Genomic DNA, 26785 nt, shown 5'->3' with positions numbered 1-26785 from the left:
CGTTTCCCTCTCCCCTCATAGAAACGATAGTTCTGTTTACTACCGGTTACAAACCTCTTTATCGCTCCGTTAGTAACGATCGTCCATGGAATTCGGACTCAGCGAAGAACAGCAACAGATCCGGGACGAGGTCCGTCGGTTCGCCGAAAACGAGATCGTCCCCAACGCCGAGGAGTACGACACCGAAGAGAAGTTCCCCCACGAGATCGTCGACGAGGCCGCCGAAATGGGACTGGTCGGCTCCTCGATCCCCATCGAGTACGGCGGGGCCGGCTACTCCACCCTCGAATCGGCGCTCATCGCCGAGGAACTGTTCTCCCACGACCCCGGGATCGCGCTCTCGATCATGGCCTGTTCGTTCGGGACCGAGGCCATCCGCGAGTTCGGGACCGAAGACCAGAAGGAGCGCTTCCTCGAGCCCGTCGCGCTGGGCGAGAAGATCTCCGGCGCGGCGATTTCGGAACCCGACACCGGTTCGGACGTCTCCTCCGTCTCGACCCGCGCCGAGAAGGACGGCGACGAGTGGGTGATCAACGGCAACAAGATGTGGATCACCAACGGCACGGTCGGCGACTTCTTCGTCGTCCTCTGTAAGACCGACCCCGACGCCGAGAGCCGCTACGACGGCTTCAGCCAGATCATCGTCGAGTCCGACCGCGATGGCTTCTCCTCGGACAAGATCACCGGCAAGCTCGGCATCCGCGCCTCCGACACCGCCGAACTCATCTTCGACGACGTTCGCGTCCCCGAGGAGAACCTCGTCGGCGACCGCGACGCCGCCTTCCTCCAGCAGATGCAGTTCTTCGACGCCACCCGAACCGGCGTCGCCGCACAGGGACTCGGCATCGCGAGAGGCGCACTCGAGGCCGCGCTCGACTACGCTGAGGACCGCGAGCAGTTCGGCCAGTCCATCTCGGAATTCCAGGCCATCCAGCACAAGCTCGCTGACATGGCGACCAAGACCGAGGCCGCGCGCAACCTGACCTACAAGGCCGCGTGGAACGTCGATCAGGGCAACGACATCACGAAACTCGCCTCGATGGCCAAGGAGTACGCCTCCCGCGTCGCCGTCGACGTCTCCAACGAGGCCGTCCAGATCCACGGCGGTGCCGGCTACGTCAACGACTTCCCCGTCGAGCGCTTCTACCGGGACTCGAAGATCACCCAGATCTACGAGGGCACCACCGAGATCCAGAAGAACGTCATCGCTCGAGAGCTCCTCGACGACTAGAACCGAAATTTTGCGCTGCGCTCTGGCGAGACGACGCCAGCATCGCTGGCGCACGTCTCGCCGACGCTCGGCAAAATTTCGATCAAAAGCACTCCTCCTTCCCCTTTACTACGTTTCGGGTCAGTCGTCGGCCCGCTCGCTCACTGCGTTCGCTCGCGGTCGTCACCGGGTAACGGCCTGCCCTTCCCCGGATCATGCGGCTCTCACATTCGTTCGAGCCACATTCTCGGCCACCAACCGGCCCGTCACAGACGACCACGACCACCAGCGATAGCGCGACAAAGACCACGTGTGTGGCCCGTTGCCGGCAATAATCCACGCGACTGACGAGAGACGTGAGTCTGGGCGTGACGGGCAACGCGATGCGACTGGCGAACCTCGAGCCCGACCTGCCCGACGAGCGACATCGAGAGTAGGGAGACGAGAAACGCCGACGCCGACTGGCCCGTCGACCGAGACGCCTATCTTTCCCCGGCCCCTTCCCGGCGTACCGACACGAATGCTCGAGGAGGCACACACCGTACTGCGTCGAGACCCCGTGATGGCGGAGCTCATCGACCGACACGACCCGTACGTCGAACAGGACTGGGACGAGTACGAGCGGCTCTGTATTTCGATCATCAATCAGCAGCTATCGACGGCGAGCGCCGCCGCCGTCCGCGACCGCGTGTTCGAACTGTTCCGCGGCGAGGTGACTCCCGAAGCGGTGTTAGACGCGGAGGACGAGGCGCTGCTCGGGGCCGGCCTCTCCCGGAGCAAGGTCGAGTACATGCGCAACGCCGCCCGCGCGTTCCGCGAGAACGATTTCACGCGGGAGGGTCTGGCCGACCACTCGAACGAGGCTGTGGTCGATTCCCTCACCGAAATCAAGGGCATCGGCCCGTGGACGGCGCGCATGTACCTCCTGTTCGTCCTGGAGCGCGAGGACGTGTTGCCCCTCGGCGACCTCGCCGTCCGTCGAGCGATCGAAGGGTTGTACGGCGACGGCGAGGAGATGACTCGAGCGGAGATGCGCGAGGTCGCAGAACGGTGGCGGCCGTACCGCAGCGTCGCCACCCGGTATCTCTGGGCCGACTACGAAGCCGAGTAGGTCAGTCCGGGGCCCGCTGGACCGTACCCCGATTCGACTCGGCCGCCTCGAGCGGCGTAATACGGGATTGGGTTCGTAAAACCGAGCGAGGAACCAACGAACGCGCCGGCTAATTCGCGATTACGCACCCGAGTATGCAGGCCGCGAGCGGGGGCTCGAGAAACGAGCTATTGAGCCGACGGGATGGCCCGCCCGACTCAAGTACAGGTCGGTCGGGAGGCCTAGTGAGATGGCAAACGAGACACCACCGACCGATCCGGACGCACCCGACCAGCGGCGAATGACCACCGACACCGAACGCATCAGGGAGTGGGCGGAGGCCCGCGACGCCGTCCCGGTCCGAATCCGGGACAGCGAGGATCACGGCCACTCTTTCACCCCCCGAGACGATTTGGGCGAGAGCCACGAGGAGTACTCCTGGGACGAGTTCGAAGAACGGTTCGACGACGAGGACCTCGTATTCGTCTACCACGAGGAGGAGCCGACCGGCGAGGGGCTGGGCTTCTTCGAGATGGTCGAGCGCGAGCAGGCCTTCGAGCGGGCCGACCTCGGCCGGGACGAACTCGAGGACTCGCTGCGGCGCGGCGAGACGGTGACGACCGAAATCGTCGAGACGCAGGTCGTCGAAACCGAAATCGTCGAACGGGACACGATCGAGAGCGAGGTGATCGACACGGAACTGGTCGAGCGCGAGGTCGTCGACTCCGAACTGCTCTCTCGCGATGTCATCGAGACCGAGTTCGTCGGCGAGGACCGCCTCGAGGTGACCGTCGACGAGACCCGCCTCGATACCATCGAGGAACTCGAACGCTACATCGTCGAGAGCCGCGTCGTCGACATCGACATCGAGCAGGACGAAGAGGTCGAACGCGACGAGATCGAGACGGACATCGAACTCGAGAGCGTCCAGCGATCGATCCTCGAGAGCGACGTCGTCCGCTCGAGTGTCACCCCCGACGACGTGCTCGAGCGGGAGGTCATCCAAAGCCAGCGCACGGAGGGCGACGCCGTCCGGAGCGAACTCATCGAGCGCCGTACCGTCGAGGAGGAGTTAGACGAACACCTGCGGATGACCTACCTCCTCGAGGAGACCGAACTGGTCGAATCCGAGATCATCGGCAGCGACGTGATCGAGGGTGAAATCATCGATGTCGAGGAGTACGGAGCCGCGGGAACGGCCGGGGACGAGATGGAGACCGAAACCGGCGGTGCCGCGGGCGGCGAAGCGACGGCGAGTACCGGAACCGAGGCCGGCGCGGGAACGACGGACGAGGCGATGGACACGCCGATGGACGCATCGGCGGTCGAACTCTCGCGGGACGATCAGGGGAAAGCCGTCCTCGACGAGTCCGGGCAGCAGATCGGCATGGTCGCCGAAGTCGAGGAACAGACCGCGTACGTCGATCCGGAGCCTGGGCTGACGGATCGGCTCAAGGCGCGACTGGACTGGGGCAGCCACGGTGACGACGACTACCCGGTCGAGTCGTCACAGATATCCGAAATCACGGACGACGAAGTCGTCATCCGCAGCGAGTAACGCGAGAATGCGGTCGAACCGGTCGAGCGCTCCCGACCGGGAAACGGTCCCAGCGAAAGCGGTTTTCAGCCGACGATGCGATCAGTACTAGCGCGACTGCTCGAGCGGATTACTCGAGGTCGAAGCGGTCGTTACGCATTACCTTGTGCCACGCGTCCACGAAGTCCTGCACGAACGTCTCTTCCTCGGCCGCGTAGACGTCCGAGATGGCCCGGAGACGCGAGTTCGAGCCGAAGACGAGGTCCACGCGCGAGCCCTTCCACTCGACGTCGCCCGTCTCGCGGTCGCGCAGCTCGTAGACGTCTTCGGCCTCCGAGGACACCTCCCACTCGTAGCCCATGTCGATCAGGGTCTCGAAGAAGTCGTTGGTCAGCGTCCCCGGCTCGTCGGTGAAGACGCCGAGGTCGGAGTCCTGGTAGTTCGCGCCCAGTGCGCGCATGCCGCCGACCAGCACCGTCATCTCGGACGCCGTCAGGTTCAGCAGGTCCGCCCTGTCTACCAGCAAGTCCTCTGGCGGTTGGTCGTGTTCGCCCTCGTAGTAGTTACGGAACCCGTCCGCCTTCGGTTTGAGCGCCTCGAAGGACTCGACGTCCGTCTGTTCCTGCGAGGCGTCCGTCCGCCCCGGTTCGAACGGGACCGCGACGTCGTAGCCGGCGTCGGCCGCCGCCTGCTCGATGGCCGCGTTACCGCCCAGCACGATGAGGTCGGCCAGCGAGACCCGCGTCTCATCGGACCGCGAGCCGTTGAATTCTTCCTGGATGCCCTCCAGCGTCTCCAGCACGATCGCGAGCTCCTCGGGTTCGTTAACATCCCAGCTCTTCTGTGGCTCGAGACGGATGCGAGCGCCGTTCACGCCGCCGCGCTTGTCGCTGTTGCGGTAGGTCGACGCCGCCGCCCACGCGGTCTTGACCAGCTGGGAGCGGGACAGCTCGGACTCGAGGATCTCCGCTTTGAGTTCGGCGGCCTCCTCCTCGCCGATCAGGTCGTAGTCGGCGTCGGGGATCGGATCCTGCCACAGCATCTCCTCGTCGGGCACTTCCGGGCCGAGGAACCGCTCCGGCGGCCCCATGTCGCGGTGGATCAGCTTGTACCACGCCTTCGCGAAGGCCTCCTGGAACTCGTCGGGGTTCTCGCGGAAGCGCTCGATGATCTCCCGGAACTCCGGATCCCGCTTGAGGGCGAGGTCCGTCGTCATCATCATCGGCGCGTGCTTCTTCGAGGGGTCCTGGGCGTCCGGGACGGTGTCGTGAGCCGCCTCGTCGACTGGCTCCCACTGCTTCGCGCCGGCGGGGCTCTCCGTCAGCTCCCACTCGTTGTCGAGCAGCGTGTCGAGGAAGGAGGTGTCCCACATGGTGGGCGTGCTGTTCCAGGCGCCCTCGATGCCACTGGTGACCGTGTCGGAGCCCTTGCCGGAGTCGGTCCAGCCGAGGCTCTGGTCCTCGATGGGGGCCGCCTCGGGCTCGGGGCCCATGTCGTCGGTGTCGCGGGCACCGTGGGCCTTGCCGAACGTGTGGCCGCCGGCGATGAGCGCGGCCGTCTCTTCGTCGTTCATCGCCATGCGACCGAACGCCTCTCGGATGCGGTCCGCGGATCCGAGCGGGTCCGGTTCGCCGTCCGGTCCCTCGGGGTTCACGTAGATCAGCCCCATCACGGTCGCACCGAGGGGCTCTTCGAGCTCTCCGTCCTCGTTGAATCGTTCGGAGCCCTCCCACTCGGTCTCGGGGCCCCAGTAGACGGCCTCGTCGGCCTTGAAGTCGTCCTGTCGCCCGCCGGCGAAGCCGAACGTCTCGAAGCCCATCGACTCGAGGGCGACGTTCCCGGTCAGGACGATCAGATCGGCCCACGACAGCTTGCGGCCGTACTTCTGCTTGATCGGCTCGAGCAGTCGGCGCGCCTTGTCCAGGTTCACGTTGTCGGGCCAGCTGTTGAGGGGCGCGAAGCGTTGCGTCCCGCCCGTGGCACCGCCCCGACCGTCCGTGGTGCGGTACGTGCCGGCGCTGTGCCAGGCCATCCGGATGAACAGCGGTCCGTAGTGGCCGTAGTCGGCCGGCCACCAGTCCTGGGACGTCGTCATCATCTCTTCGATGTCGGCCTTCACTTCCTCGAGGTCGAGCTTCTGGAACTCCTCGGCGTAGTCGAAGTCCTCCCCGTACGGACTGACGTCTTCGGCGTTCTGGTCGACAATGTCCAAGTTCAACTGGTCGGGCCACCACTCGTGGTTCCGCTTCCGTTTGTTGTCGCTCATGTATGGTTCGTACAGTTAGGCAAACGAATTAGAGAATAATATATGTACCGATCGCAACTTCAGGTTCGTGTTTCGGGAAGTAAATTTCCGATAGTGGAAAACAAAGTGATAGTGACGAGAGACTCGGCGGTAGCGGGAATCGGTACCGTGCGGTATCGTTATCGAAAAACATTGCCTGAGGACCCATCAATCTCGTGGATCGGAGTGGTCGGCCGACACCGATCGAAGACGGAGCGTCCGACTACGACGGTCGACTACGCGTCCGATTCGCGTTTCGTCAGATCGACGATCAGGTAGTCGTCGAGATCGGTCATGCGACTGGCCGGAACGACGATCTTTCCGTCGTCGTTCCTGTCGAACCCGCGAATATCGTCGCTCGCCGGGGTAACGAGTACTCGTCGGAGTTCCCCGGTCTCGACGTTCATCGTGAGATTGTGAACCGTGCCGAGTTCCGTCCCGTCGGAGCCCATCACCGGCGTGTCGGAGAGGGTAGAGGCGAGGACCGTCGTCATGTGAGTCCCCATTCGCAAAACAGGTCAATAAAGTAATCGGAAGCGGCGACGCCGAGTAGCGGATCACGGTGGTATGGTCGCTCTGTCGCTCCCGCGGTCGACTACTCCTCTTCTTCCGGCGTATCGGGAACGTCGCTATCGATCCGGCGGCTCACGTCGACCTGATAGTTCTCGAGGATGTCTCGACCGAGCAGGACGGGGTAGTCCATGTGGCTGCGGTCCTCGACGCTTGCCGTGACGGTGTGTTGGTTGCCGCCGACACCGACGACGACGTCGACGACGGGGCGGCTCTTGGACTGCTTGCTGCTCCCCGAGCGGATGCGGGTAATCGACTTGATCGGGCCGGCACCGATATCCGCGGCGAGGCCGGTGTCGATGCTCGTTCGCGTCGCACCGGTGTCGGACTTGGCGAGGACGGACTTCGAGCCGCTCGTCCCGGAGAGGACGACCTCTTCGGTGTAGCCGATGATCGCGGGTTCCGTATCCGCCGTGACCGCGTCCGGCGGCTGGGCCGCCGGCCGAGAGTCGTCGAGGACGTTCGCGATCTCCCGGACGCGGTCGTCGTCGACCTCGCCGCCCGCGCGCTCGATCGCCAGTTTCGCGATGTAGGGTGCCGGGCTCATCTGGGTCGCCTCGTAGAGCCCCTTGAACCCCGCCGTCGGGTTGACCTCGAGGACGAACCAGCCCTCGTCGCCCTCGACGAGGTCGACGCCGGCGTAGTCGAGGTCGATGACCTCGGCTGCGCGCCGGGCCATCTCGCGGGCTTCCGCGGGGAGGTCGTCGGTCGCGTCCTCGACGGAGCCGCCCAGCGCGACGTTGGTCCGCCAGTCGTTGTCCGGCGCGTAGCGGTACATCGCGGCGACGACCTCGCCGCCGACGACGTAGACGCGCAGGTCGCGGTGGCGGACGTCTTCCTGGTCGACCAGTTCCTGCAGGAAGGCGTACCGGTTGCCCACCTTGGCGTTGATCGGGTCGTCGGGGCCGACCTTCCACGTCCCGCCGCCGTGGGTGCCGATCGCGGTCTTGTAGACGGCCTCCTCGCCGTAGCGCTCGCGGGCGGCATTGAGCTTATCGCCGCTGAGAGCGAGCGTCACGTCGGGCGTCCGAACGTCGTTCGACGCGAGCGCGGTCGCCGTCGAGAGCTTGTGGATCGCCGTCATCACCGCGCTCGGCGTGTTGAGCGTCGGGACGAGCTGCGAGAACGCGTTTACCAGCCCGAGTTCCTCGGCGGGCTGTTCGGTGTTCGACAGCAGCATTCGGTTCGCGATCACGTCGACGTCCGGCTCGAGGACGGGGCTGCCGTCGCGGACGCTGATCGACGTGTTCTCGGTGCGAAGCCACTCGCTGTCGTGACCGAGATCTTCCACCGCGTTGAGAATCGCTTTCGTTTCCTTGCTCGTATGAAGACTCAATACCCCGACCGTCACGGGATCGGCAACAGCCATACGAACTAGACGCCGACCCGCCGGATAAGTATTGGCAGGTCATTCAGTCAGGTCGAATCGCCGGGCTGCCGACGAGGGGTGAGACGGCGTCACCCGATGACCGATCGCACCTGTCCGGGATCGACCAGCCCGCTCATCACCGCGAGTACACCCCACGTGATCGCGCCGACGGCGATCGCCCCGAACAGCATGACCAGATTCGAGACCAGCGGCGTCACGAGCAACACCGCAACTCCCATGATGCCCGTGATCCCGCAGATGAGGCCGGTCGTGCGGGCGATCCGAGTAACGTTCAGCCCGAGTTCGGTGTGGACGATGTAGAGGTTCACCGCGACGTACACCGTGTGGGTCGCGACCGTCGCGAGCGCGGCGCCGACGACCCCGATCGTCGGAATCAGCAGGATGTTCAGCCCGAAGTTGGCGACGGCCGTCCCGCCCTTCGCGATGGCGCGCGATCGGGCGCGACCGAGGTAATCGAGACTGTCGCTGGTCAGGTTCGTGATCGCCTGCAACACGACGAACCCGGCGAGCACCTGCAGAACGGGGACCGCGCCCGCGTAGTCGTTCCCAATCACCATCGTCAGGAACGGTTCCGCGACGATCGCGAGGCCGACCGCGGCCGGAATGTAGAGCAACAGGATGTTCGTCAGCGAGGTCTCGTAAATCCGTCTGGCCTCCTCGAGTTGGCCGGCGGCTTTCTGCTCGCCGAAGTTCGGCGAGATGGTAAAGCCGAGCGACTCCGCCGGCGCGAGGACGAAGTCCGTGATCTGCTTTGCGAGGGTATAGAACGCGACCGCGGCGGGATTGAGGAAGACGCCGACCAGCACGATGTCGATCTGCTTGTCGATGACGTTCGCGCTCCGGGTCGCCGTCAGCGGGATGCTGTACTCGATCAGTCGGCGCGCGAGGCCGTCCTCGTACTCCTCGGCCGTGTCGTACCGAGTGTAGAAGCCGTAGTAGAGGATCGTCAGTCCGACGGCGGCCGCGATGGCGTAGCCGACGATGTATCCGAAGAGGGCACCGAGCGCCCCGAGTCCCATGAGGACGAACGCGACGGCGAAGAGGAACCGACCGGCACCGCTGACCGCCTGTACGATCGCGCTGTAGCCGAGGTGGTTGAAGCCCTGGAGCGCGACCTGCGAGAAGGTGCTTCCCGAGAAGACGACGAGGTAGAGCACGCCCGCGGCGAGAAACGGGGCCGCGCCCGGATCGCCGAGCGCGATCGCGATCTGCTCGTGAAAGAGCAAGAGGACGTAGCCGACGACCGTCAGCAGGACGATCTTGGCCGTGATCACCGTCTTGATCAGATGGGGTATCTGCCCGGGATCCGACTCGCGGTACTCCGAAATGTACCGCGCGACGGACTTGCTGAGCCCGAGATCCGCGAACAGTTGGACGATGGTCAACACCCCGATCGCCCAGTACAGCGCGCCGTACCCGTCCGGCTCGAGCAGATACCGCGACAGGACGAACATTAGTAGCGCGCTCGATGCCATGTAGATCGCGCGCGCGACGAGCGTTGCCTTGAAGCCGCTGACGATGTGGTCTTCCCTGTTCATAGTAGATGGGGGCCGACGGGACACTCGCGGCGGCCCGACGCGAAGCGGATAGCGACCAACGTACTCGAGGCCACGAGGGATCGGTCAATTGTAATGCGGGGGCAACAGCCCGAAACCGGCGGCAACAGCAGCGATCGCGCGAAAATTGCCAGCGGCCCCAGCGAGGTCGACAGTTCGGCGGTTCGACGGGAACGGGCTCGAACGTGACTGTAACGGGGACTCAAACGGCCGAAATTCGGCCGTACAGGTAATCGAGGATGTCTCTCCCGCTCGAGTGACTACTTAGAACAAACGAGATAGTGGTGGAGCGAACACTCGTTTTGAGACGACTATTCGGAATCGATACCGATGCGGGGAGAACGGAGAGTCACTGCGGTATCGAAACGGGAGCGACCGCCTCGAGTGTGGAGTGTGGAGACGGCGGCTCGGAACGCGGATCTACTTGCTACAGGTACGAGGCGTCCCACCGGGTCGCTTTCCGCCGATTGCCACAGCTGTTGCATTCGATCCGCCCCATCGCGTCCATCGCGTTGTCGATCGAGTCGCAGTTGCCACAGAACCACGCGTACCGATCGTGCCGGTCGGCGCTCTTGTAAGCCGTGTAAAACGGCGACCGCGTGCCGCGGGCGGCCTCGCCGTAGCTCACGTAGACCGTCTCGCCGTCGACCACGGTCTCGTCGATCGCACCCCACTCGCCGTCGTCCTCGAGGTCGGATTCGACGTAGACGTTCTCGGTGAACGTCTCCGAGCCGATCTCGACCTCGCGCTGGCCGGCCTGTTCGAAGCCGTGGGCCCGGTAGAACTCGTTGCCGCCCTCGTTGTCCGCGAGGACGAAACACTGGATGCCGTCGGCCCCCTCCTTGAGTAACCCTTCACGGGTGCGGACGAGCAGTCGCACGCCCGTCGCGTCGCCGCGGTGGTCGGGATGGACGTGCAGCCAAAGGAGGTGTCCGGTCTTCGACTGCTGGCCGACCAGTTCGCTCTGGGAAAAGCCGGCGATCTCCCCGTCGCGTTCGACGACCAGAACGAGTTCGCGGTCGTCCGCGAGGTCGTCGACGAACGAGTCGCCGTACCACTGCTCGATCGCGGCGTCGATGGTCTCCTCCTCGAGGAAGGTCGTATACGTGGAGTTGAGCGAGTCGCGGGCGATCGAGCGAATCGCTTCGGCGTCCGAACTGGTAGCCTCACGGATCTCCATGCGATATCGTACCACAGCCAGATACAAAACGTATGCCCACGATCCCAAATGCTGATCGGCGGTGTTCGAGGGAAACCGATTTTCTCCGGAAAAAGCGGCACGGAACGCCTCGAGAGCGCAAAACACGGAACCGTTCGGAGCTGAAGGGAGAAGATTCACGGTGATGCCCCCGGAGAACCTGATATGAGCGACGACGCGGCGGCGACCGAACCGCCCGATCAGCCCGGCTCCGACGCGACGGCCGAACCGTTCACGTACAACGGCGGTCGGGTCGATCCCGGCGAGTCGGCGAACATCCGCTACGGCATCAGCGAGACGTACCTCGGGGACCCCGTCAGGATTCCCGTCACGGTGATCAACGGCGAGTTGCCGGGACCGACGGTCTTCCTCTCGGCGGCGGCCCACGGCGACGAACTCAACGGAATCGAGGTCGTCCGCGAGGTCGCCCACGACTGGGACCACTCCGTGCTCCACGGGACGCTGGTCTGTCTCCCCGTGATGAACGTTCCCGGCTTTCTCGCCCAAGAGCGGTATCTGCCGATCTACGATCGGGACCTGAACCGGTCGTTCCCCGGCCGCGAGGGGTCGACCAGCGCCAGACGAATGGCCCACCGAATCTTCACGAACTTCATCGAGCCCTGCGACCTCGGGGTCGACTTCCACACGTCGACGCGCGGACGAACGAACATGCTCCACGTCCGGGCCAACATGGAACGATCGGACGTGGGCCGACTCGCCAAGGCGTTCAGTTCCAACGTCATCATCGCGGGCGAGGGCCCCTCGGGCACGCTCCGACGCGAGGCGACCGAAGCCGGAATCCCCGCGATCACCGTCGAGATGGGCGAGGCCCACCGGTTCCAGCGGCGGCTGATCGACCGCGCGCTCACCGGTGTTGCGAGCGTGCTGGCCGAGTTCGGCCTCCACCGGGAGTCGTCGGTTCACTGGCCCGGCTGGCGGACCGTCATCGACGACGACAACGAGAAGACGTGGCTCCGCGCCGACGCCGGCGGCATCGTCGACATGAAATGCGGCCGCGGCACGCTCGTCAAGGAGGGCGAAGTGATCTGTACCATTACGAACCCCTTCAAGGAAGAGGAAGACATCGTCACCGTCGAGGCCCCCTTTACCGGGCTCATCGTCGGCGTCCTCGAGAATCCGGTCGTCTACCCGGGGAACCCGCTCTGTCACCTCGTCGGCCTCTCGCCGGACACGCTCACGGCCTTAGAGCGCGAGCGGACGACGGAGCGTTCGCGGTCCGAACTCCGACAGAACGACTGACCGTGCCGGGCGTCGAACGGTCGGGTACCGGGTCCCGAACTGATTCGGGAATCCGTGGCAAAAGACCGTTTCGTTCTGAAAATAATTGTATGCACGGAAGTTGGGGCAGGAGAGATAAAAGTAACTTCTATACCCCCACGGTCAAACGGTCCACATGAGCGCATGAGTCAGTCTTACAATCGCGGTCTCATCGAGGACTTCGGTCGCTGGAAGGAGTTCTCGGCCGGCATGTGGGCGTGGATCTTCCACAAGTTCACCGGGTGGGTCTTGATCGGCTACCTGTTCACCCATATCGCCGTGCTGAGCACGTCTATCGGTGCTGCGAGTGAGAGTCAACGAGTCATCGAAGCACAGAACGATATTTACACCACGACGCTGCAGGGACTCGAGGGCCTGTTCCTCATCCGCCTGCTCGAGGTGGGCCTGCTCGCGGTGGCCGTCTTCCACATCCTGAACGGCCTCCGCCTGCTGATGGTCGATCTCGGCGTCGGACTCGAGGCACAGGACAAGAGTTTCTACGCCTCGCTGGTGCTGACGGGTGCGATCACCGTCGCCAGCGTCCCGACCTTCCTGACGGGGGTGGGGATCTGATGGCGGAACGATACTCCTCCTTTACGCCCGGCGGAACCGGCTGGTTCCTCCAACGAGTCACGGCGGCGTTTCTCGTCGTGGTTCTCGCCTTCCACTTCTTCCTCTTACACTTCGTCAACCACGCGTACGAGGTAACCTTCATGGGCACTCAGGCTCGAATGGAGAACATCGGGTACTTCCTGACGATGGTCCTGTTCCTGATTACCGCCACGTTCCACGGCGTCAACGGCGTCTACAACGCGCTGGTCAATCAGGGCCTCGAGGGAACCCAAAAGAAGGTCGTGCTGGCAGTGCTGGTCATCGCGAGTCTCGCCCTCGTCGCACAGGGCACCTACGTCGCACTCACGATGGGAGGGATGATCTGATATGAGTACGCAACAAGCCGAACCCGAAACGCAGGAAGCACCGGAAGACCCGGAGATGAAAGGCGCGGAGTCGCCGGCTGCCGAAGAGCAGAAAGGCGGCGGCATGGTCGACGAACACGCCGAAAAGAAGGCCGAACTCGAGGGCGAGACGGTCCACCTCAAGGTGTTCCGCTACGACCCCGAAGTCGAGGGCAAGCAGGAACCCCGTTTCGACGACTTCCACGTCCCCTTCGAGAAGGGGATGACCGTCCTCGACTCGGTCATGTACGCCCGCGACGAGTACGACTCGTCGCTGACGTTCCGCCACTCCTGTCGACAGGCCGTCTGTGGCTCCGACGCCTTCTTCGTCAACGGCAAGCAGCGACTGGGCTGTAAGACCCAGATCTCGGAACTCGAACAACCCGTTCGCATCGAGCCCCTGCCCCATCAGGAGGTCGTCAAGGACCTGGTCGTCGACATGGACCACTTCTACGACCAGATGCATACGGTCGAGCCGTACTTCCAGGACGAGGACACACCTCCGGTCGAAGACCTCGATGAACAGCGCCAGAGCCCCGAAAACCGCGAGAAGATCAAGATGTCCTCGCGGTGTATCTGGTGTGGCGCGTGTATGTCCTCGTGTAACATCGCGGCCGGCGACAACGAGTACCTGGGTCCGGCGGCGATCAACAAGGCCTACAAGTTCGCCATGGACGACCGCGAGGGCGAGGAGATCAAGGAGCACCGACTCCGCATTCTCGAGCAGGAACACGGCGTCTGGCGGTGCCAGACCCAGTTCTCCTGTACCGAGGTGTGTCCGAAGGACATTCCGCTCACCGAGCACATTCAGGAGCTCAAGCGGGAAGCAGTCAAGAAGAACCTGAAGTTCTGGTAATCATGTACGAACACGACGTTATCGTGGTCGGCGCGGGCGGCGCCGGCCTCCGGGCCGCGATCGCAGCGCACGAAGCGGGAGCCGACGTGGCGATGGTCTCGAAACTCCACCCCGTCCGCAGCCACACCGGCGCGGCGGAAGGCGGCATCAACGCCGCCCTCCAGGAGGGCGACGACTGGGAACTCCACGCCTACGACACGATGAAGGGCTCGGACTACCTCGGCGACGCGCCGGCGGTCGAGACCCTCGCACAGGACGCCCCCGAGGAGACCATCAACCTCGAGCACTGGGGGATGCCGTTCTCCCGCGAGGAGGACGGCCGGGTCTCCCAGCGGCCGTTCGGCGGCCTCTCGTACCCGCGGACCACCTACGCCGGTGCCGAGACGGGCCACCACCTGCTGCACACGATGTACGAGCAGGTCGTCAAACGAGGCATTCAGGTCTACGACGAGTGGTACGTGATGGACCTCGCGACCACCGACGAGTCGGACCCGAACGACCGCGAGTGCCACGGCGTCGTCGCATACGACGTCCAGTCCGGCAACATTGAAGGCTTCAAAGCGAATCAGGGCGTCGTCCTCGCGACCGGCGGCCCCGGGCAGGCCTTCGATCACACCACCAACGCCGTCTCCTGTACCGGCGACGGCCACGCCATGGCATATCGTGCGGGCGCGCCGCTCGAGGACATGGAGTTCATCCAGTTCCACCCGACCTCGCTGCCGTCGACGGGTGTCCTCATCTCCGAGGGTGTCCGCGGCGAAGGCGGTATCCTCTACAACAGCGAGGGCGAGCGGTTCATGTTCGAGCACGGCTACGCGAACAACTCCGGCGAGCTCGCCTCGCGGGACGTCGTCGCCCGCGCCGAACTCACCGAGGTCAACGAGGGACGGGGCGTCGAGGACGAGTACGTCCACCTCGACATGCGCCACCTCGGCGAGGAGCGCATCATGGACCGCCTCGAGAACATCCTCCACCTCGCGGAGGACTTCGAGGGCGTCGACGGCCTCGTCGAGCCGATGCCGGTCAAGCCCGGCCAACACTACGCGATGGGCGGCATCGAGGTCGACGAGAACGGCCAGACCTGCGTCAACGGCCTCTACGCCGCCGGCGAGTGCGCCTGCGTCTCCGTCCACGGCGGCAACCGCCTCGGCGGGAACGCCCTGCCGGAACTGATCGTCTTCGGCAAGCGCGCGGGCCGCCACGCCGCCGGCGACGACCTCGGCGAACCCGAGATCCGGACCGGCTACGGCGACGACGTCGAGGACGAGACCGAGACCGAACTCCCCGTCCAGCCCGGCGAAGCGGGACTCGACACGTCCGGCGGCGTCGCCGCAGACGGTGGCGTCACCGCCGACGCCGAGGGCATCCTCGAGCGAAAGGTCGAAGCCGCTCGCGAGCGCGTCGACACCCTGATGGACAAGGAAGACGGCGTCCAGCACGCCGAGATCCGCGCCAAGCTCCAGAAGGCCATGACCGACTACGTCAACGTCTTCCGCACTGAGGAGGGCGTCAAGAAGGCACTCGAGATCATCCGCGAGTGTCGACAGGAGTATCAGGACGTCTACGTCGACGACCCCTCGAAGACGTTCAATACGGATCTTCAACAGACGATCGAGACGCGGAACCTGATCGACGTGGCCGAGACGATCGCGCTCGGCGCGCTCGTGCGCAACGAGTTCCGCGGCGCTCACTGGCGCCAAGAGAACCAGATCCGCGACGACGAGAACTGGCTCAAGCACACGCTCATCTCGTGGGACGACGGCGAACCCTCGATCTTCTACCGGCCGGTCATCCTCGAAGGGCAGAACAAGACCTACGAGCCGAAAGAACGCAGCTACTGATCGCACTCCGCAGTCACAGCGGATTTTTTATCGAGCGGATCGTCCGACCGACAATTCGACCGTTTTAGTCACACGAAATTCCCCAGCAGAGACGTGTGCTCTCGTCGATACTCGAGTCGTCCCGAAACCCACACTGAGCCTCGTTTCCCGCTACACGCCGAGTATCTCGAGGAGGTCAACGCCGATGTCGAGGTACTCGATCAGCCTGTAGCCGATGTAGATCCCGATGATACCCACGATTCCGGGGAACTCCGGCGGGGCGGGGATCGGGACGTTGAGAAACCGGAACAGTGCGCCGGTCAGCAATCCGGTTAGGAGCGCGAGGAGAGTAAGTTGCGTCGACATCGGATTAGTACTCGCGAGTGAGCCCACAAAAACGGTCCGCCCGGATTCACCGGCCGCAGTTCCGCTGTGAACGAGTCTCACGAATCAGTGGTACGACGATCGACTATATTCGAAATCCGCTACTCGAGCAACTGACTCGTCTCTTTGGAGCATATTCGACGATCGACGCTTTCCGTATCGACAGCAATGACGACCGTCTCATCACTCTGTTTTCGACGATCGTTGTAGATGACGTTTATTATCGTCGAAATGCAGAGGTTCGTGTATGAACCAAACAGCGACGACGGACCTCGACGTGTCGATCCCGACCGATCTCGATTCCGCTCGCGCGAAGCTGGTGTACCTGTATCTGGCCGCCAGCGACGGCGCGACCGCCGACGACCTCTGTGACGACCTCGCGGTCACGAAGGGGACGATCCTCTCGATCACCGGAACGCTTCGGGACCGGGGCTATCTCGAGCGGCAGGACGGACGGTACAAACTCGCCTGAGGGGAGATCGACTGACGTGAATGGCCGGGAGCGAGTTCCGAGCACTGCGAGGAACTCGTGACTCGGGGAAGGGCAGGCAGGTACCCGAAACCCGCCGCGAGCGCCTTCGGCGCTCGCGGGCCGACGACTGATGTGGAGCGAGAGAAACGAGCGGAACGGAAGGAGGAGGCTTTTGATCGAAATTTTACCGAGTGCGGTCGCTTCGCGACCGCACGTGGTTCGAGAGGCGCAAAGCGCCTCTCGTCATCACGGAAGACGCAAAGCGTCTTCCGAACGACAGCGTAAAACTTCGCTATTAGAGCTCGATCCGCTCGACCAACTGCTCGCGGTTCTCGTTCGTGTTGAGCGCGACGATCCGGATCTGGTCCTCGAGGCCGGAGTCCTCGAGTTTGGCCTTGAGCAGGTTATCGACCTGATAGACGCCGGCGGCGTTGGTCATCGAGATTTCGACCATGACGGGCGTGGTGTCACCCTGCTGGAGCGAGACGCGGCTGATGGCCTGACTCGAGAGGGTGTTGATACCCCGGCCGCCGTGCTCGTAGGGGATGCGCGAGCGGCCGCGTTCCATGTCGAGGGCGTCGGAGACGCGGATGACGCCGGCTTCGGTGGTCAACGGCGTCTCGGCGGTGTGGTGACAGAGGATCGCGTGCAGGACCTCACCTTTCATCCGGACCGTCTCGGCGACGTCGTAGAACTCGGGGAGGATCCGGTCGAGGATGTCCGCCGCCAGCGGGATCGAGTAGTAGGCGTGGCTGTCGCGGTGGACGACGTGGCCGACGTCGTGCAGCGTCGCCGCCAGCGCGACGATGACCGATTCGTCCTCCTCGGCCAGTCCCTGTTGGCGCGCGCCGTTGAAGTCGACCTCACCGGCCTTGAGCAGGTCGTAGAGACACAGCGCCCGATTGCGGACGATCTCGATGTGTTTCGTCCCGTGGTCGTTGTACCGCATTCGGTCGACCGCGTTGACGTTTTGGGCCTCGAGATACGTCGTGATCTCCTCGTCGTCGTCGATGAACTCGAGGACCGAGTTCAGTTTCTCGTCGGGAAAGTTGTGATCGTCGTCTGGAGTATAGACGCGGCGGGAGTCCTCGTCGACAGCGGGGTCGCTCATACCGGTACGTCGGTTGCGGACTAAAAAAAGCCCTGCGACGGTCGTGACTGCGTGATGCGACGTTACGACAGGTCGTCGACCGCGGCCTCGACCTCGTCGTAGTCGGGTTCGACGCCGGGGTCGTCGCTGACCCACGAGTAGGCGATGTTGCCGTCGCCGTCGACGACGAACACGGAGCGCTTGGCGACGCCGTGGACGCCCAGATCGGCGAAGTCCATCGGGATCCCGTAGTCGTCGATGATCTCCTTGTTGTAGTCGCTAATGAGGCCGAATTCGAGGCCGTTCTGCTCGCGGAACTCGTTGAGCGTAAACGGCGAGTCGCGGCTGACGCCGTAGACGGTGGCGTCGAGGTCGTTGAACGCGGCCAGACGGTCCTGGAACGTACACATCTCGGTGGTACAGACACCGGTAAAGGCGCCGGGGAAGAACGCGAGGACGATCGGTGCCTCGTCCTCGAGGCGCTCGGAGAGCGTGAACTCCTCGATGTCGCCGTTTGCGAGCGGTGCGGTGAAGTCGGGTGCGGCGTCTCCAGTTGTTACCATCGTCGGAGTATTGTGTACAAGCCGGAAAGATAGTTTCGTTCGCGGACCAGTTACCCGGGTGTTGGGAGAACTGGTTGCTATCGGTCCGACCGTCCAGGTTCTCACCCGAGACTGGACCGAGAGAACGGTGATCGGTCCTCCGTCACCCGCGTTTCTGTGACCGACCGTGATGCGGCCGCCGATCGATGCGGTCAAAATCTCCTATTGTCGTCTTCAAACGGACTGTCGCGGCTTTTTGGTTACCTAAGTGGTCCAAAAAGGTTATAATTGACAGCGGGTAAGCCACGCATAGAGATGGTAGCCGAAATTGCACCGCTGTTCATCCCCGGCGGCATGGGGCCTCCGGAACTCGCCATCATTCTCATCATCGCAATCTTGCTCTTCGGAGCCAACAAGATTCCGAAGCTGGCACGATCGACCGGTGAGGCGATGGGTGAGTTCCAGAAGGGGCGCGAGAAGGTCGAAACGGAACTCGAGGAAATGCGCGAAACCGGCGAATACGAGGGCGACGCGAGCGATGCCGACCTCGAGGAAGACGAGGAGTTCGTCGACACGGAACCCGTCACCACCGACGAGGAGACCGAGACGGAACCCGAAACGGAAACCAACTAAATTCTTTTCGCGCCGGGGCGTGTGGCCTAGCGGATAGGGCAGGAGGTTCCTAACCTTCTGATCGTGGGTTCGAATCCCGCCACGCCCGTGCAGCGAGACGACGAGCGAAGCGAGTCGTCGAGTGAACCGGCACGGCGGGATTCTTGAATCAGGGAGCAGCTTCGCTGCGACCGCGGTTCGAATCCCGCCACGCCCGTCCTGCGACGAACGGACGTGAGGAGCGGACGGGCACGGGATTCGAATGAGAGAACGGCGAGCGAAGCGAGCCGTTCGCGTGGTTCGAATCCCGTCACGTCAGCCGGATACGGCCCTCGAGGCGACCCCCGTTCGGAACCGGCCGACCAGCGGTGTGTCACCCCAAGAGCCGTCTCGAGGACCGACTCACGAGGTGACCGACACCCGATGTGCCGGCCCGTGACCGCGGTCACCGTTCCTAGACGATCGTGCCACTCGAGCGGCCGAAAGCGGGGGTGCCGACGCGGCCGGCGAAAACGGGATCGGCGACGGACCGTCAGTGGTCCGTGCTTCGCTCCCGGTTCGGATCGCCGAAGCGGGTGAGCGGCTCGAGTTCTTCCTCGGGAACGTCATCGAAAGCCGCGCGGGCGATGACCCGTCGGTGGACCTCGTCGGCCCCGTCGACGATGCGGAACTGGCGGACCGATTCGTAGAAGTCCGAGAGCGGGAGATCCTTGCCGATGCCGTTGGCACCGCAACACTGCACCGCGAGGTCGATCGCGTCCTGCGTGGCGTTTGCGGTGTAGACTTTACACATCGAGACGGGGACGCGGGCCTCGTCGCCGGCGGCGATCCGATCGGCGGCGTCGCGGATGCCGGTCCGGGCCATGTGGAGTTTCGTTTCGGCGTCGGCGATCCGGTGGCGAAGCGATTGCTTGTCCGAGAGTGTCGAGTCGAATCCCTGTCGTTCGCTCACGTAGGCCTTCGCGATGTCGAGCGAGCGCTGGGCCATCCCCGAGTATCGCATACAGTGGGTCAGGCGGGCGGGGCCGAGTCGCTCTTGGGCGTGGGTAAAGCCCTGATTCAGTTCGCCGAGCAGGTGTTCGTCGGGCACGCGGACGTTCTCGTAGCGAATTTCGGCATGCGACGCGCCCCGGTTGCCGCCGCCCATGTGGGGTACGTCGCGGACGACCTCGACGCCGTCGGCGTCGGCCGGGACGAGAAAGAGCGAACAGCCCTCGTAGGGGTGGGCCTCGGGATCGGTTCGAGCGAGCACGATCAGGATATCGGCCTCGACGCCCTGTGTCGTCCACCACTTGTGGCCGTCGATGACCCACTCGTCGCCGTCTCTCTCGGCCGTCGTCTGGATCATCTTCGGATCCGACCCCGCCCCCTGCATCGGCTCGGTCATCGAGAAGCCGGACGTGATCTCGCCCGCGACCAGCGGCTCGAGGTAGGCCTCTTTCTGCAACTCGTCGCCGGCCAACTCGAGCAGGTGCATGTTCCCCTCGTCGGGGGCGTCGACGCGCATCGCGACCTGTCCGAGGAGGCTGCGGCCGGCCTCCTCGAAGGCCGGCAGCGAATCGCGGAAGCTCAGTCCCAACCCGCCGTACTCTTCGGGGATTTGTGGGGCGTAGACATCGTACTCGCGGGCGGCCTCGCGGAGTTCGGCGATGGTGCCACTCGAGACGGCCATCCCGCCGGCCCGCTCGCGTTCGATCGGGAGGACGACCTCCTCCAGCAAGTCGTTCGCACGCTCGGCGACCTCGCGCGCTCGGTCGCTGTCGTTGTAGTGCATAGCGGGTGTAGCCCAGACCGGCGGCTAAGCGTTGGGAGAACCCCCACGCGGTCGCAACTATCCCCGTCATTTTTCATGATGGACGGCTCGGGCCGAACCTGATCGGTTCGGATCGGGAGAAAGAGGTGGACGCGAACGGGCAATCGACTGAAACCCGGTCCCTATCGGGCCGTCCAGCCGCCGTCGGCCGCGAGCACCGAGCCGGTCACGTAACTCGAGGCCTCGCTCGCGAGGAAGACGACCGGGCCGGCGATCTCTTCGGGATCGGCGAACCGATCCAGCGGCGTGCGATCGATGATCGACTGGCGCAGTCGCTCGTTGCCCTCGAGGTCCTCGGTGAGTTCCGTCGAGACGTAGCCCGGCGCGACGGCGTTGACCCGGACCTCCGGCGCCCAGTCCAAGGACATGCTCTTAGTGAGGCCGACGAGTCCGTGCTTCGAGGCGACGTAGGGGTGCTGGCGCGGGAGGCCGACCAGCCCGCCGACGCTGGCGACGTTGATGACCGAGCCGCCGTCGCTCTCGAGGAGGTGGTCAGCCGCGGTGCGGGTGACCTCGTACGCGCCGTTCAGGTTGACATCCAGCACGCGGTCGAGGCCCTCTGTCTCGACGTCTTCCGGCCGGCCGAGCGCGTCGTCGGGGTTGAATCCGGCGTTGTTGACGACGATGTCGACGCCGCCGAACTCCTCGACGGTTCGGTCGATAACCGCGCCGACGTCGTCCGAGTCCGTCACGTCCGCGGGCACGGCGAGTGCGTCGCCGCCCGCGTCCTCGATGTCGGCGGCGACGGCCTCGATTTCGTCCGTCGAGCGGGCGCTCGGGACCACCGCGGCTCCCGCGTTCGCCAGTTCGACGGCGATCGCGCGGCCGATACCGCGGCCGCCGCCCGTCACCACTGCGACTCGCCCCTCGAGATCGAACAGGTCGCTCATCGGTCCTCCGTTTCGTCGTCGCCCACGTCAAGCTTTTCGCGCAGGCCCTGCTTGTCGAACTTCCCGGTCGCCGTCTTGGGGATCCGCTCGACGACGCGGATCTCGTCGGGGAGCCACCAGTCGGGCTGCTCGAGGGTCTCCCGCAGGTGGTCCTGCAGTTCCGCCTCGTCGGGGTCGGCATCCTCGGCGGTGACGACGGTCGCGAGCGGCCGTTCCTGCCACTTCTCGTGGGGGACGCCGATCACCGCCGATTCGACCACGTCCGGGTTGGCCATCAGCGCGTTCTCGAGCGCGATCGAGGAGATCCACTCGCCGCCGCTCTTGATGACGTCTTTCGCGCGGTCGACGACCTCGATGTAGCCGTCCTCGTCGACGGAGACGATATCGCCGGTCTTGAGCCACTGGCCCTCGAAATCCGCCTCGTTGGCTTCGGGACGGTTGTAGTACTCCGTGATCACCGTCGGCCCGCGGACCCACAGTTCGCCGGCGGCCTCGCCGTCCCAGGGGACCACCTCGCCCGCGTCGTTTACCACGCGCATCTCGAGGCCGGGCGAGAGCAGCCCCTGTTTCCGCCGTTTCTCGTACTTCCGGCTCGGGTCCCAGTCGGCCATGCGGGACTTCGGCCGGGAGACCGAGCCGATGCTCATCGTCTCGGTCATCCCCCACGCGTGCTCGACGGTGACGTCGAACTCCTCGTCGTAGCGGCGCATCATCTCCTCGGGCGCGGCGCTGCCGCCGACGACGATCCGCTCGAGGGAGGAGAGGTCGCCGCCGTGTTCGTCGACGTACTCGAGCAGGTTGATCCAGACCGTCGGGACGCCGGCAGTCATGGTGACGCCCTCGCGCTCGATCAACTCGAGCAGGTCGGCCGCGCTCGGCGAGGGACCGGGGTAGACCTGCGTCGCGCCGGCCATCGTCGCGGCGTAGGGGAACTCCCAGGAGTTGACGTGGAACATCGGCACGACGGGCATGACCACGTCGCTCTCCTCGATGCCGAGGCCGGCGGGAGTCATCACCATCATGGCGTGGGCGTAGATCATCTTGTGGGTGTACTCGACGCCCTTCGGCCGACCCGTCGTCCCCGAAGTGTAACACATCCCGGCGGGGTACTCCTCCTCGAGGCTCGGCATGTCGGCCTCGTCGATGGGGTCGTACTCGTCGAGCAGGTCCTCGTAGGCGACGGCGTCGACCTCGGTGTCGGGAACGGTCTCGCCCATCACGACTACCTCGTCGACAGCCAGCTCGTCCCACAGCCGCTTGATCGTCGCGAACGGCTCGCCGGGATCGACGAACAGGATGTCGTCGTCCGCATCCTCGACGATATAGGTGATATCGTCGTCGCCGAGTTGGACGTTGATCGTGTGCAACTGTGCGCCCGAGAGGGGCGCGGCGTAGTAGGTCTCGAGGTGGCGGTGGTGGTTCCAGCCGAACGTGCCGATCCGGTCGCCGTGACCGAAGCCGCGGTCCTCGAGCGCCGCGAGCAGGGACCGGACTCGGTCGCCGAACTCGCCGTAGGACGTATCAACGATGCCGTCGTCGGTCCGGGAGACCAGCCGGGTCTCCGGGAAGAGGTTCGTCGGCCGCCAGAAGAACGGCTGGATCGTCAGATCGGTGCCGGTCATCTCAGGCCACCTCCTCCGGCGAGACGGCCAGATACTTCTCGAGCAGGTCGTCGCGCTCCCGGATTTCCTCGATGGAGCCCTCGAACACGATCGAGCCGGTGTCGATGACGTAGCCCCGCGTCGCGAGTTCGAACGCGAAGGAGACGTTCTGCTCGGAGAGCAAGACGGTGACATCCTCCTCGACGACGGCCTGCAGCATCTCCTGGAGGTCGTCGACGATGACCGGCGCGAGCCCCTCGGTCGGCTCGTCGAGCAACAGCGTCGACGGCCGCTGGACCAGCGCGCGGGCGACCGAGAGCATCTGCTGTTCGCCGCCGCTCAGGTTCTGGCCGTTGTTCGTCCGCAGGTCGTCGAGGATCGGAAACAGTTCGTACATCTCTTCGACCGGCCGCGGATCGGCCGCGAGCTTGTGTGCGAGGACGATGTTCTCGTGGACCGTCAGCGTCGGGAACACCCGGCGGTCCTCCGGGACCAGATTGATCCCGAGGTCGTTGATCTCGTCGGGCGATTTGCCCACGATCTCCTCGCCGCGGTATGTGATACTGCCGCGCCGGGGCGGGGTGACGCCCATGATCGAGCGCATCGTCGTCGTCTTCCCGGCTCCGTTGCGGCCGAGCAGTGCGACGACCTCTCCCTCCGCCAGATCCAGTGAAACGTCGTGCAGGACGTGGCTGTTGCCGTAGTAGGTGTCGATGTCGTCGATGTCGAGAACGGTCATACGGTCTCACTTCCGAGGTAGGCTTCGGTCACTCGTTCGTCGCTCAGTACCGCTTGGGGCTCGCCGTCGGCCAGCACCGCGCCCTCGGCGAGCACGACGATCCGATCGGAGATGTCGGTCACGACATCCATGTCGTGTTCGGTGACGATGAACGTCGCCTCGATGTCCCGGTTCAGTTCCCGAATGAGCGAGACGATCTCCTCCGTCTCGGTCGGGTTCATCCCCGCGGTCGGCTCGTCCAACAGGAACACCGACGGCTCGATCGCGAGCGCCAGCGCGATCTCGACGTTGCGCTTCTCGCCGTGGCTCAGCGTGTCGCATTTCGTCTCGGCGATGCCGGTGAGGTTCGTTAGCTCGAGCAGTTCGTCGACGTCGGCGTTGAGTTCCTCGTCGGCGTCGGGCCGAGAGAGCATGTCGAATGTCCGGCCCTCGTAGGTGATGCGTGCGACCTGCAGGTTCTCCCGGACGGTCAGCCCCTCGAAGATATTCGTGATCTGGTAGGACCGGGAGAGCCCGCTGCGGGCGACCTCGTGGGGCTCGGCGTCGGTGATCTCCTGCATGTCGCCGTCCTTTCGGAGCCAGATCTCGCCGCCCGTCGGCTGCAAGACGCCCGTCAACAGGTTGTAGAAGGTCGTCTTGCCGGCGCCGTTGGGGCCGATGATGCTGGTCACGTCCTCGTCATCGAACGCGAGGCTCACGCCGTCGGTCGCGACCAGATTGCCGAACTCCTTGCGCAGGTCCTCGGTGCGAAGCACCGTGGTCATCGGCCGGCACCCCCGTCCCGGACTCCGAGAAGCGTCTTGAGGAAGTTCACGTAGGCTCGAACGATCGCGGCGATTCGAGCGACGACGGCGCGACCCTTCGCAGCGACCGAATCGCCGACGAACGACGCCGCTTCGCCCGCGCCGCCGCGGTCGTAGGCCGCTCGCACGTCCTGTAGCCACGCGCCGAACATGACCAAGCCGCCGGCCGCCCCCTGCTTGAAGTAGAGGACGACGACGATGAGCATGATCCCGAAGAACAGTTCCCAGTAGGCCTCGAGCGCCGGGAAGCGGCTGATCCCCCAGCGCACGTAGTGGTAGAGGAACGCGCCGACGATCGGCCCGGCGAAGTAGCTGGCGCCGCCGATGACGGTCGCGACGACCGGCGTCGCGCTCATCGACCAGTGGGCCTCGTTGGGCGTGGCGACGTTCGTGAAGCCGGCGATCAACACGCCGGCGACCCCGACGAACAGCGCCGAGACGACGAAGGTCATCCACCGGTGGACGGTGACGTTGACCCCCAGCGCCGCGGCCCGGTCGGGGCTCTCGCGCAGGGCCTTACAGATGGTGCCGAACGGCGAGTTGACGATCCGCCAGATGGCGTAGATCGAGACCGTGACGACCGCGGCCGTGATGTAGTAGTAGATCCGGCGTTCGCCCAGTCTGAACTCCGTCCCGCCGATCTCGACGGTCCCGAGTAGCACGAAGATGCCGTCGGTCCCGTTGGTCAGCCCGTTCGGATCCTGCAGGAGCAGCGAGTAGAACAGCATCCCGAACGCGAGGGTGATCAGCGCGAAGTAGATCTCCTCGAGTCGGACGCTCAGGTAGCCGACGGGGATCGCGAGTAGCAGCACCAACAGGAGGCCGACGAATCCGCCGACCACGAACGTCGCGAGCGGGGCGAGCCCGGTGCCGACGACATCGGCCAGCGCCGACTGGTAGTCGCGGAACACGATCGCGAGCCCGTACGCGCCGGCCCCGAAGAACATGGCGTGACCGAACGAGAGCAGTCCGGTGTAGCCGTACAGCAGGTTGAAGGCGACGGCGAACAGCGCGATGATCAGGAACTCCGTGAACAGGTACACCTGGAACCGCGGGCCGAAAGAGACGAGGACGAGACCGAGCAGGCTGAGGATGACGAACCGTTCGGTCGTCCAGCCGTTCCCGAACGCTTGCCTCCCGAAGGAACCGATTCGGCCCACGAGTCCGTCGCTTTGCGTGCTCATTCACCGATCCCTCCGAACAGTCCTTCCGGTTTGAGTAGTAGTACGATCACCATGGCGAGAAACGGGATGGCGATGCTGCCGGCGTCGATGAACTGCGTGCCGAAGCTCTGTAACAGCCCGACGAACATCGCGCCGACGAACGCGCCGGACAGGGACCCGAGGCCGCCGATGACGACGATGATGAACGCCTCGATGATGACCGACTCGCCCAGTCCGGGGGAGATCGACTGCATCGGGGCCGCGAGCGCGCCGCCGAGTCCGGCGAGGAAGCTCCCGGCGAAGAACACCCCCGTGTACAGCCGCGGCACGTCGACGCCGAGCATCGACGCCATCTCCCGGTCGGAGGAGGTCCCCCGAACGAGCGCGCCGAAGTACGTCCGCTTGATGAACAGCCACAGGCCGACCATCACCGCGGCAGCGGCGACGACGACGAACAGCCGGTAGGCCGTGAACTGACTGCCGCCGATCGAGACGGTAAAATCGAGGACGCCGGGCACCGGCGTCCCGTAGGGCTGGGACCCCCAGACCTCGCGGACCAGTTCGTGAATGACGAGGACGAACCCGAAGGTGACGATCAACTGGTCGAGGTCGCTCTCGGCGCGGTCGTACAGCGGTCGGATCGTCACGACTTCGATGATCGCGCCGACTAGCCCCACGGCGATCGCACCGACCACGAGCGCGACCCAGAAGTTGCCGACGAGGTTCGTCGCGGCGCTCAGCGCGAAGTACGCGCCGAGCATGTAGAGGGCCCCGTGGGCGAAGTTGAGGACGCCGAGGACGCCGAAGATCAGGCTCAACCCGACGGCGATCAGGAACAGCCGGCTCCCGAGGCTCAGCCCGATGACGACGTCCCCGACCCCGATGAGTGGAAATACGTTTATTGGAAACATGGTAATAATGGTGACGGTCG

25 protein-coding genes and 1 tRNA gene are annotated in these 26785 nt (G+C 64.6%); 11 read left to right on the top strand and 15 right to left on the bottom strand.

Going from position 1 to position 26785, the window contains the following annotated elements; all coding sequences use genetic code 11:
* Nucleotides 1–85 precede the first annotated feature (85 nt).
* From ACT4ML_RS09205 to ACT4ML_RS09195, 3 genes are all read left to right on the top strand, one after another.
* Nucleotides 86–1231 (top strand): acyl-CoA dehydrogenase family protein, encoded by a 1146-nt coding sequence (locus tag ACT4ML_RS09205; protein WP_138245527.1) that lies wholly within the window; start codon nt 86–88, stop codon nt 1229–1231.
* A 499-nt stretch (nt 1232–1730) separates the two neighbouring features.
* A complete protein-coding gene (locus ACT4ML_RS09200) occupies nt 1731–2321 on the top strand; it encodes a DNA-3-methyladenine glycosylase family protein (RefSeq protein ID WP_444720579.1) in 591 nt (196 codons plus the stop codon).
* A gap of 229 nt (nt 2322–2550) precedes the next feature.
* Nucleotides 2551–3858 (top strand): hypothetical protein, encoded by a 1308-nt coding sequence (locus tag ACT4ML_RS09195; protein ID WP_444720578.1) that lies wholly within the window; start codon nt 2551–2553, stop codon nt 3856–3858.
* 109 nt (nt 3859–3967) lie between these two features.
* On the opposite strand, the gene katG is transcribed toward ACT4ML_RS09195, so the two are convergent.
* The 5 genes from katG to ACT4ML_RS09170 all read right to left on the bottom strand — a co-directional run bounded on the left by katG (nt 3968) and on the right by ACT4ML_RS09170 (nt 10817).
* Nucleotides 3968–6103 (bottom strand): catalase/peroxidase HPI, encoded by a 2136-nt coding sequence (gene katG / locus ACT4ML_RS09190; protein ID WP_444720577.1) that lies wholly within the window; start codon nt 6101–6103, stop codon nt 3968–3970.
* Between the two features lie 254 nt (nt 6104–6357).
* Nucleotides 6358–6615 carry a PRC-barrel domain-containing protein gene (locus ACT4ML_RS09185; RefSeq protein WP_444720576.1) on the bottom strand — a complete coding sequence of 86 codons (258 nt, stop codon included), beginning with the start codon at nt 6613–6615 and terminating at the stop codon, nt 6358–6360.
* Nucleotides 6616–6716: 101 nt separating this feature from the next.
* On the bottom strand, nt 6717–8060 hold the full coding sequence (locus ACT4ML_RS09180; RefSeq protein ID WP_138245533.1) for a RimK family alpha-L-glutamate ligase: 1344 nt from the start codon (nt 8058–8060) through the stop codon (nt 6717–6719).
* An 89-nt stretch (nt 8061–8149) separates the two neighbouring features.
* Complete coding sequence (locus ACT4ML_RS09175; protein ID WP_138245534.1) at nt 8150–9619, bottom strand: flippase; 1470 nt, start codon at nt 9617–9619, stop codon at nt 8150–8152.
* A gap of 445 nt (nt 9620–10064) precedes the next feature.
* Nucleotides 10065–10817 (bottom strand): GNAT family N-acetyltransferase, encoded by a 753-nt coding sequence (locus tag ACT4ML_RS09170; RefSeq protein ID WP_444720575.1) that lies wholly within the window; start codon nt 10815–10817, stop codon nt 10065–10067.
* A gap of 183 nt (nt 10818–11000) precedes the next feature.
* Here ACT4ML_RS09170 and ACT4ML_RS09165 point away from each other — a divergent pair, with 183 nt between their 5' ends.
* The 5 genes from ACT4ML_RS09165 to ACT4ML_RS09145 all read left to right on the top strand — a co-directional run bounded on the left by ACT4ML_RS09165 (nt 11001) and on the right by ACT4ML_RS09145 (nt 15766).
* The gene (locus tag ACT4ML_RS09165; RefSeq protein WP_444720574.1) at nt 11001–12095 is read left to right on the top strand and encodes a succinylglutamate desuccinylase/aspartoacylase family protein; all 1095 of its coding nucleotides are present in this window, start codon (nt 11001–11003) and stop codon (nt 12093–12095) included.
* A gap of 162 nt (nt 12096–12257) precedes the next feature.
* Entirely contained in the window at nt 12258–12686 is a 429-nt protein-coding gene (gene sdhC, locus ACT4ML_RS09160; RefSeq protein WP_444720573.1) for a succinate dehydrogenase, cytochrome b556 subunit, read from the top strand.
* On the top strand, nt 12686–13051 hold the full coding sequence (locus ACT4ML_RS09155) for a succinate dehydrogenase hydrophobic membrane anchor subunit (RefSeq protein ID WP_444720572.1): 366 nt from the start codon (nt 12686–12688) through the stop codon (nt 13049–13051). Before sdhC ends, ACT4ML_RS09155 begins: the two co-directional genes overlap by 1 nt.
* 1 nt (nt 13052) lies before the next feature.
* The gene (locus ACT4ML_RS09150; protein ID WP_444720571.1) at nt 13053–13925 is read left to right on the top strand and encodes a succinate dehydrogenase/fumarate reductase iron-sulfur subunit; all 873 of its coding nucleotides are present in this window, start codon (nt 13053–13055) and stop codon (nt 13923–13925) included.
* Between the two features lie 2 nt (nt 13926–13927).
* Nucleotides 13928–15766, top strand: a complete 1839-nt coding sequence (locus ACT4ML_RS09145) for an FAD-binding protein (RefSeq protein ID WP_444720570.1) — start codon at nt 13928–13930, stop codon at nt 15764–15766.
* A 150-nt stretch (nt 15767–15916) separates the two neighbouring features.
* On the opposite strand, the gene ACT4ML_RS09140 is transcribed toward ACT4ML_RS09145, so the two are convergent.
* Nucleotides 15917–16111, bottom strand: coding sequence for a XapX domain-containing protein (locus tag ACT4ML_RS09140; protein ID WP_444720569.1), 195 nt, complete (start codon nt 16109–16111; stop codon nt 15917–15919).
* A gap of 265 nt (nt 16112–16376) precedes the next feature.
* On the opposite strand from ACT4ML_RS09140, the gene ACT4ML_RS09135 reads away from it, so the two are divergent.
* Complete coding sequence (locus ACT4ML_RS09135) at nt 16377–16601, top strand: helix-turn-helix domain-containing protein (RefSeq protein ID WP_444720568.1); 225 nt, start codon at nt 16377–16379, stop codon at nt 16599–16601.
* Nucleotides 16602–16896: 295 nt separating this feature from the next.
* Here ACT4ML_RS09135 and ACT4ML_RS09130 read toward each other — a convergent pair whose 3' ends face one another.
* Both ACT4ML_RS09130 and ACT4ML_RS09125 read right to left on the bottom strand, forming a co-directional pair.
* Nucleotides 16897–17712, bottom strand: coding sequence for an HD domain-containing protein (locus ACT4ML_RS09130; protein ID WP_444720567.1), 816 nt, complete (start codon nt 17710–17712; stop codon nt 16897–16899).
* Nucleotides 17713–17774: 62 nt separating this feature from the next.
* On the bottom strand, nt 17775–18254 hold the full coding sequence (locus ACT4ML_RS09125) for a redoxin domain-containing protein (protein WP_444720566.1): 480 nt from the start codon (nt 18252–18254) through the stop codon (nt 17775–17777).
* 294 nt (nt 18255–18548) lie between these two features.
* Here ACT4ML_RS09125 and tatA point away from each other — a divergent pair, with 294 nt between their 5' ends.
* A complete protein-coding gene (tatA, locus tag ACT4ML_RS09120; RefSeq protein ID WP_138245545.1) occupies nt 18549–18866 on the top strand; it encodes a twin-arginine translocase TatA/TatE family subunit in 318 nt (105 codons plus the stop codon).
* Nucleotides 18867–18881: 15 nt separating this feature from the next.
* A tRNA-Arg gene (locus ACT4ML_RS09115) sits at nt 18882–18954 on the top strand.
* A gap of 423 nt (nt 18955–19377) precedes the next feature.
* On the opposite strand, the gene ACT4ML_RS09110 is transcribed toward ACT4ML_RS09115, so the two are convergent.
* The 7 genes from ACT4ML_RS09110 to ACT4ML_RS09080 all read right to left on the bottom strand — a co-directional run bounded on the left by ACT4ML_RS09110 (nt 19378) and on the right by ACT4ML_RS09080 (nt 26765).
* On the bottom strand, nt 19378–20619 hold the full coding sequence (locus ACT4ML_RS09110) for an acyl-CoA dehydrogenase family protein (protein ID WP_444720565.1): 1242 nt from the start codon (nt 20617–20619) through the stop codon (nt 19378–19380).
* 161 nt (nt 20620–20780) lie between these two features.
* Complete coding sequence (locus tag ACT4ML_RS09105) at nt 20781–21548, bottom strand: SDR family NAD(P)-dependent oxidoreductase (protein WP_444720564.1); 768 nt, start codon at nt 21546–21548, stop codon at nt 20781–20783.
* Nucleotides 21545–23170: a long-chain fatty acid--CoA ligase gene (locus ACT4ML_RS09100; protein WP_444720563.1), complete on the bottom strand. Its 1626-nt coding sequence runs from the start codon at nt 23168–23170 to the stop codon at nt 21545–21547. Before ACT4ML_RS09100 ends, ACT4ML_RS09105 begins: the two co-directional genes overlap by 4 nt.
* 1 nt (nt 23171) lies before the next feature.
* Entirely contained in the window at nt 23172–23888 is a 717-nt protein-coding gene (locus ACT4ML_RS09095; RefSeq protein WP_444720562.1) for an ABC transporter ATP-binding protein, read from the bottom strand.
* Nucleotides 23885–24652, bottom strand: a complete 768-nt coding sequence (locus ACT4ML_RS09090; protein ID WP_444720561.1) for an ABC transporter ATP-binding protein — start codon at nt 24650–24652, stop codon at nt 23885–23887. Before ACT4ML_RS09090 ends, ACT4ML_RS09095 begins: the two co-directional genes overlap by 4 nt.
* Nucleotides 24649–25875: a branched-chain amino acid ABC transporter permease gene (locus ACT4ML_RS09085; protein ID WP_444720560.1), complete on the bottom strand. Its 1227-nt coding sequence runs from the start codon at nt 25873–25875 to the stop codon at nt 24649–24651. The genes ACT4ML_RS09090 and ACT4ML_RS09085 overlap by 4 nt, the downstream gene beginning before the upstream one ends.
* A complete protein-coding gene (locus ACT4ML_RS09080) occupies nt 25872–26765 on the bottom strand; it encodes a branched-chain amino acid ABC transporter permease (protein ID WP_444720559.1) in 894 nt (297 codons plus the stop codon). Before ACT4ML_RS09080 ends, ACT4ML_RS09085 begins: the two co-directional genes overlap by 4 nt.
* Nucleotides 26766–26785 lie beyond the last annotated feature (20 nt).

It is taken from the genome of Natrinema sp. LN54 (genome assembly GCF_052439245.1).
Classification (GTDB): Archaea; Halobacteriota; Halobacteria; order Halobacteriales; family Natrialbaceae; genus Natrinema; species Natrinema versiforme_A.
This window is presented reverse-complemented; position numbering and strand designations above follow the sequence as displayed.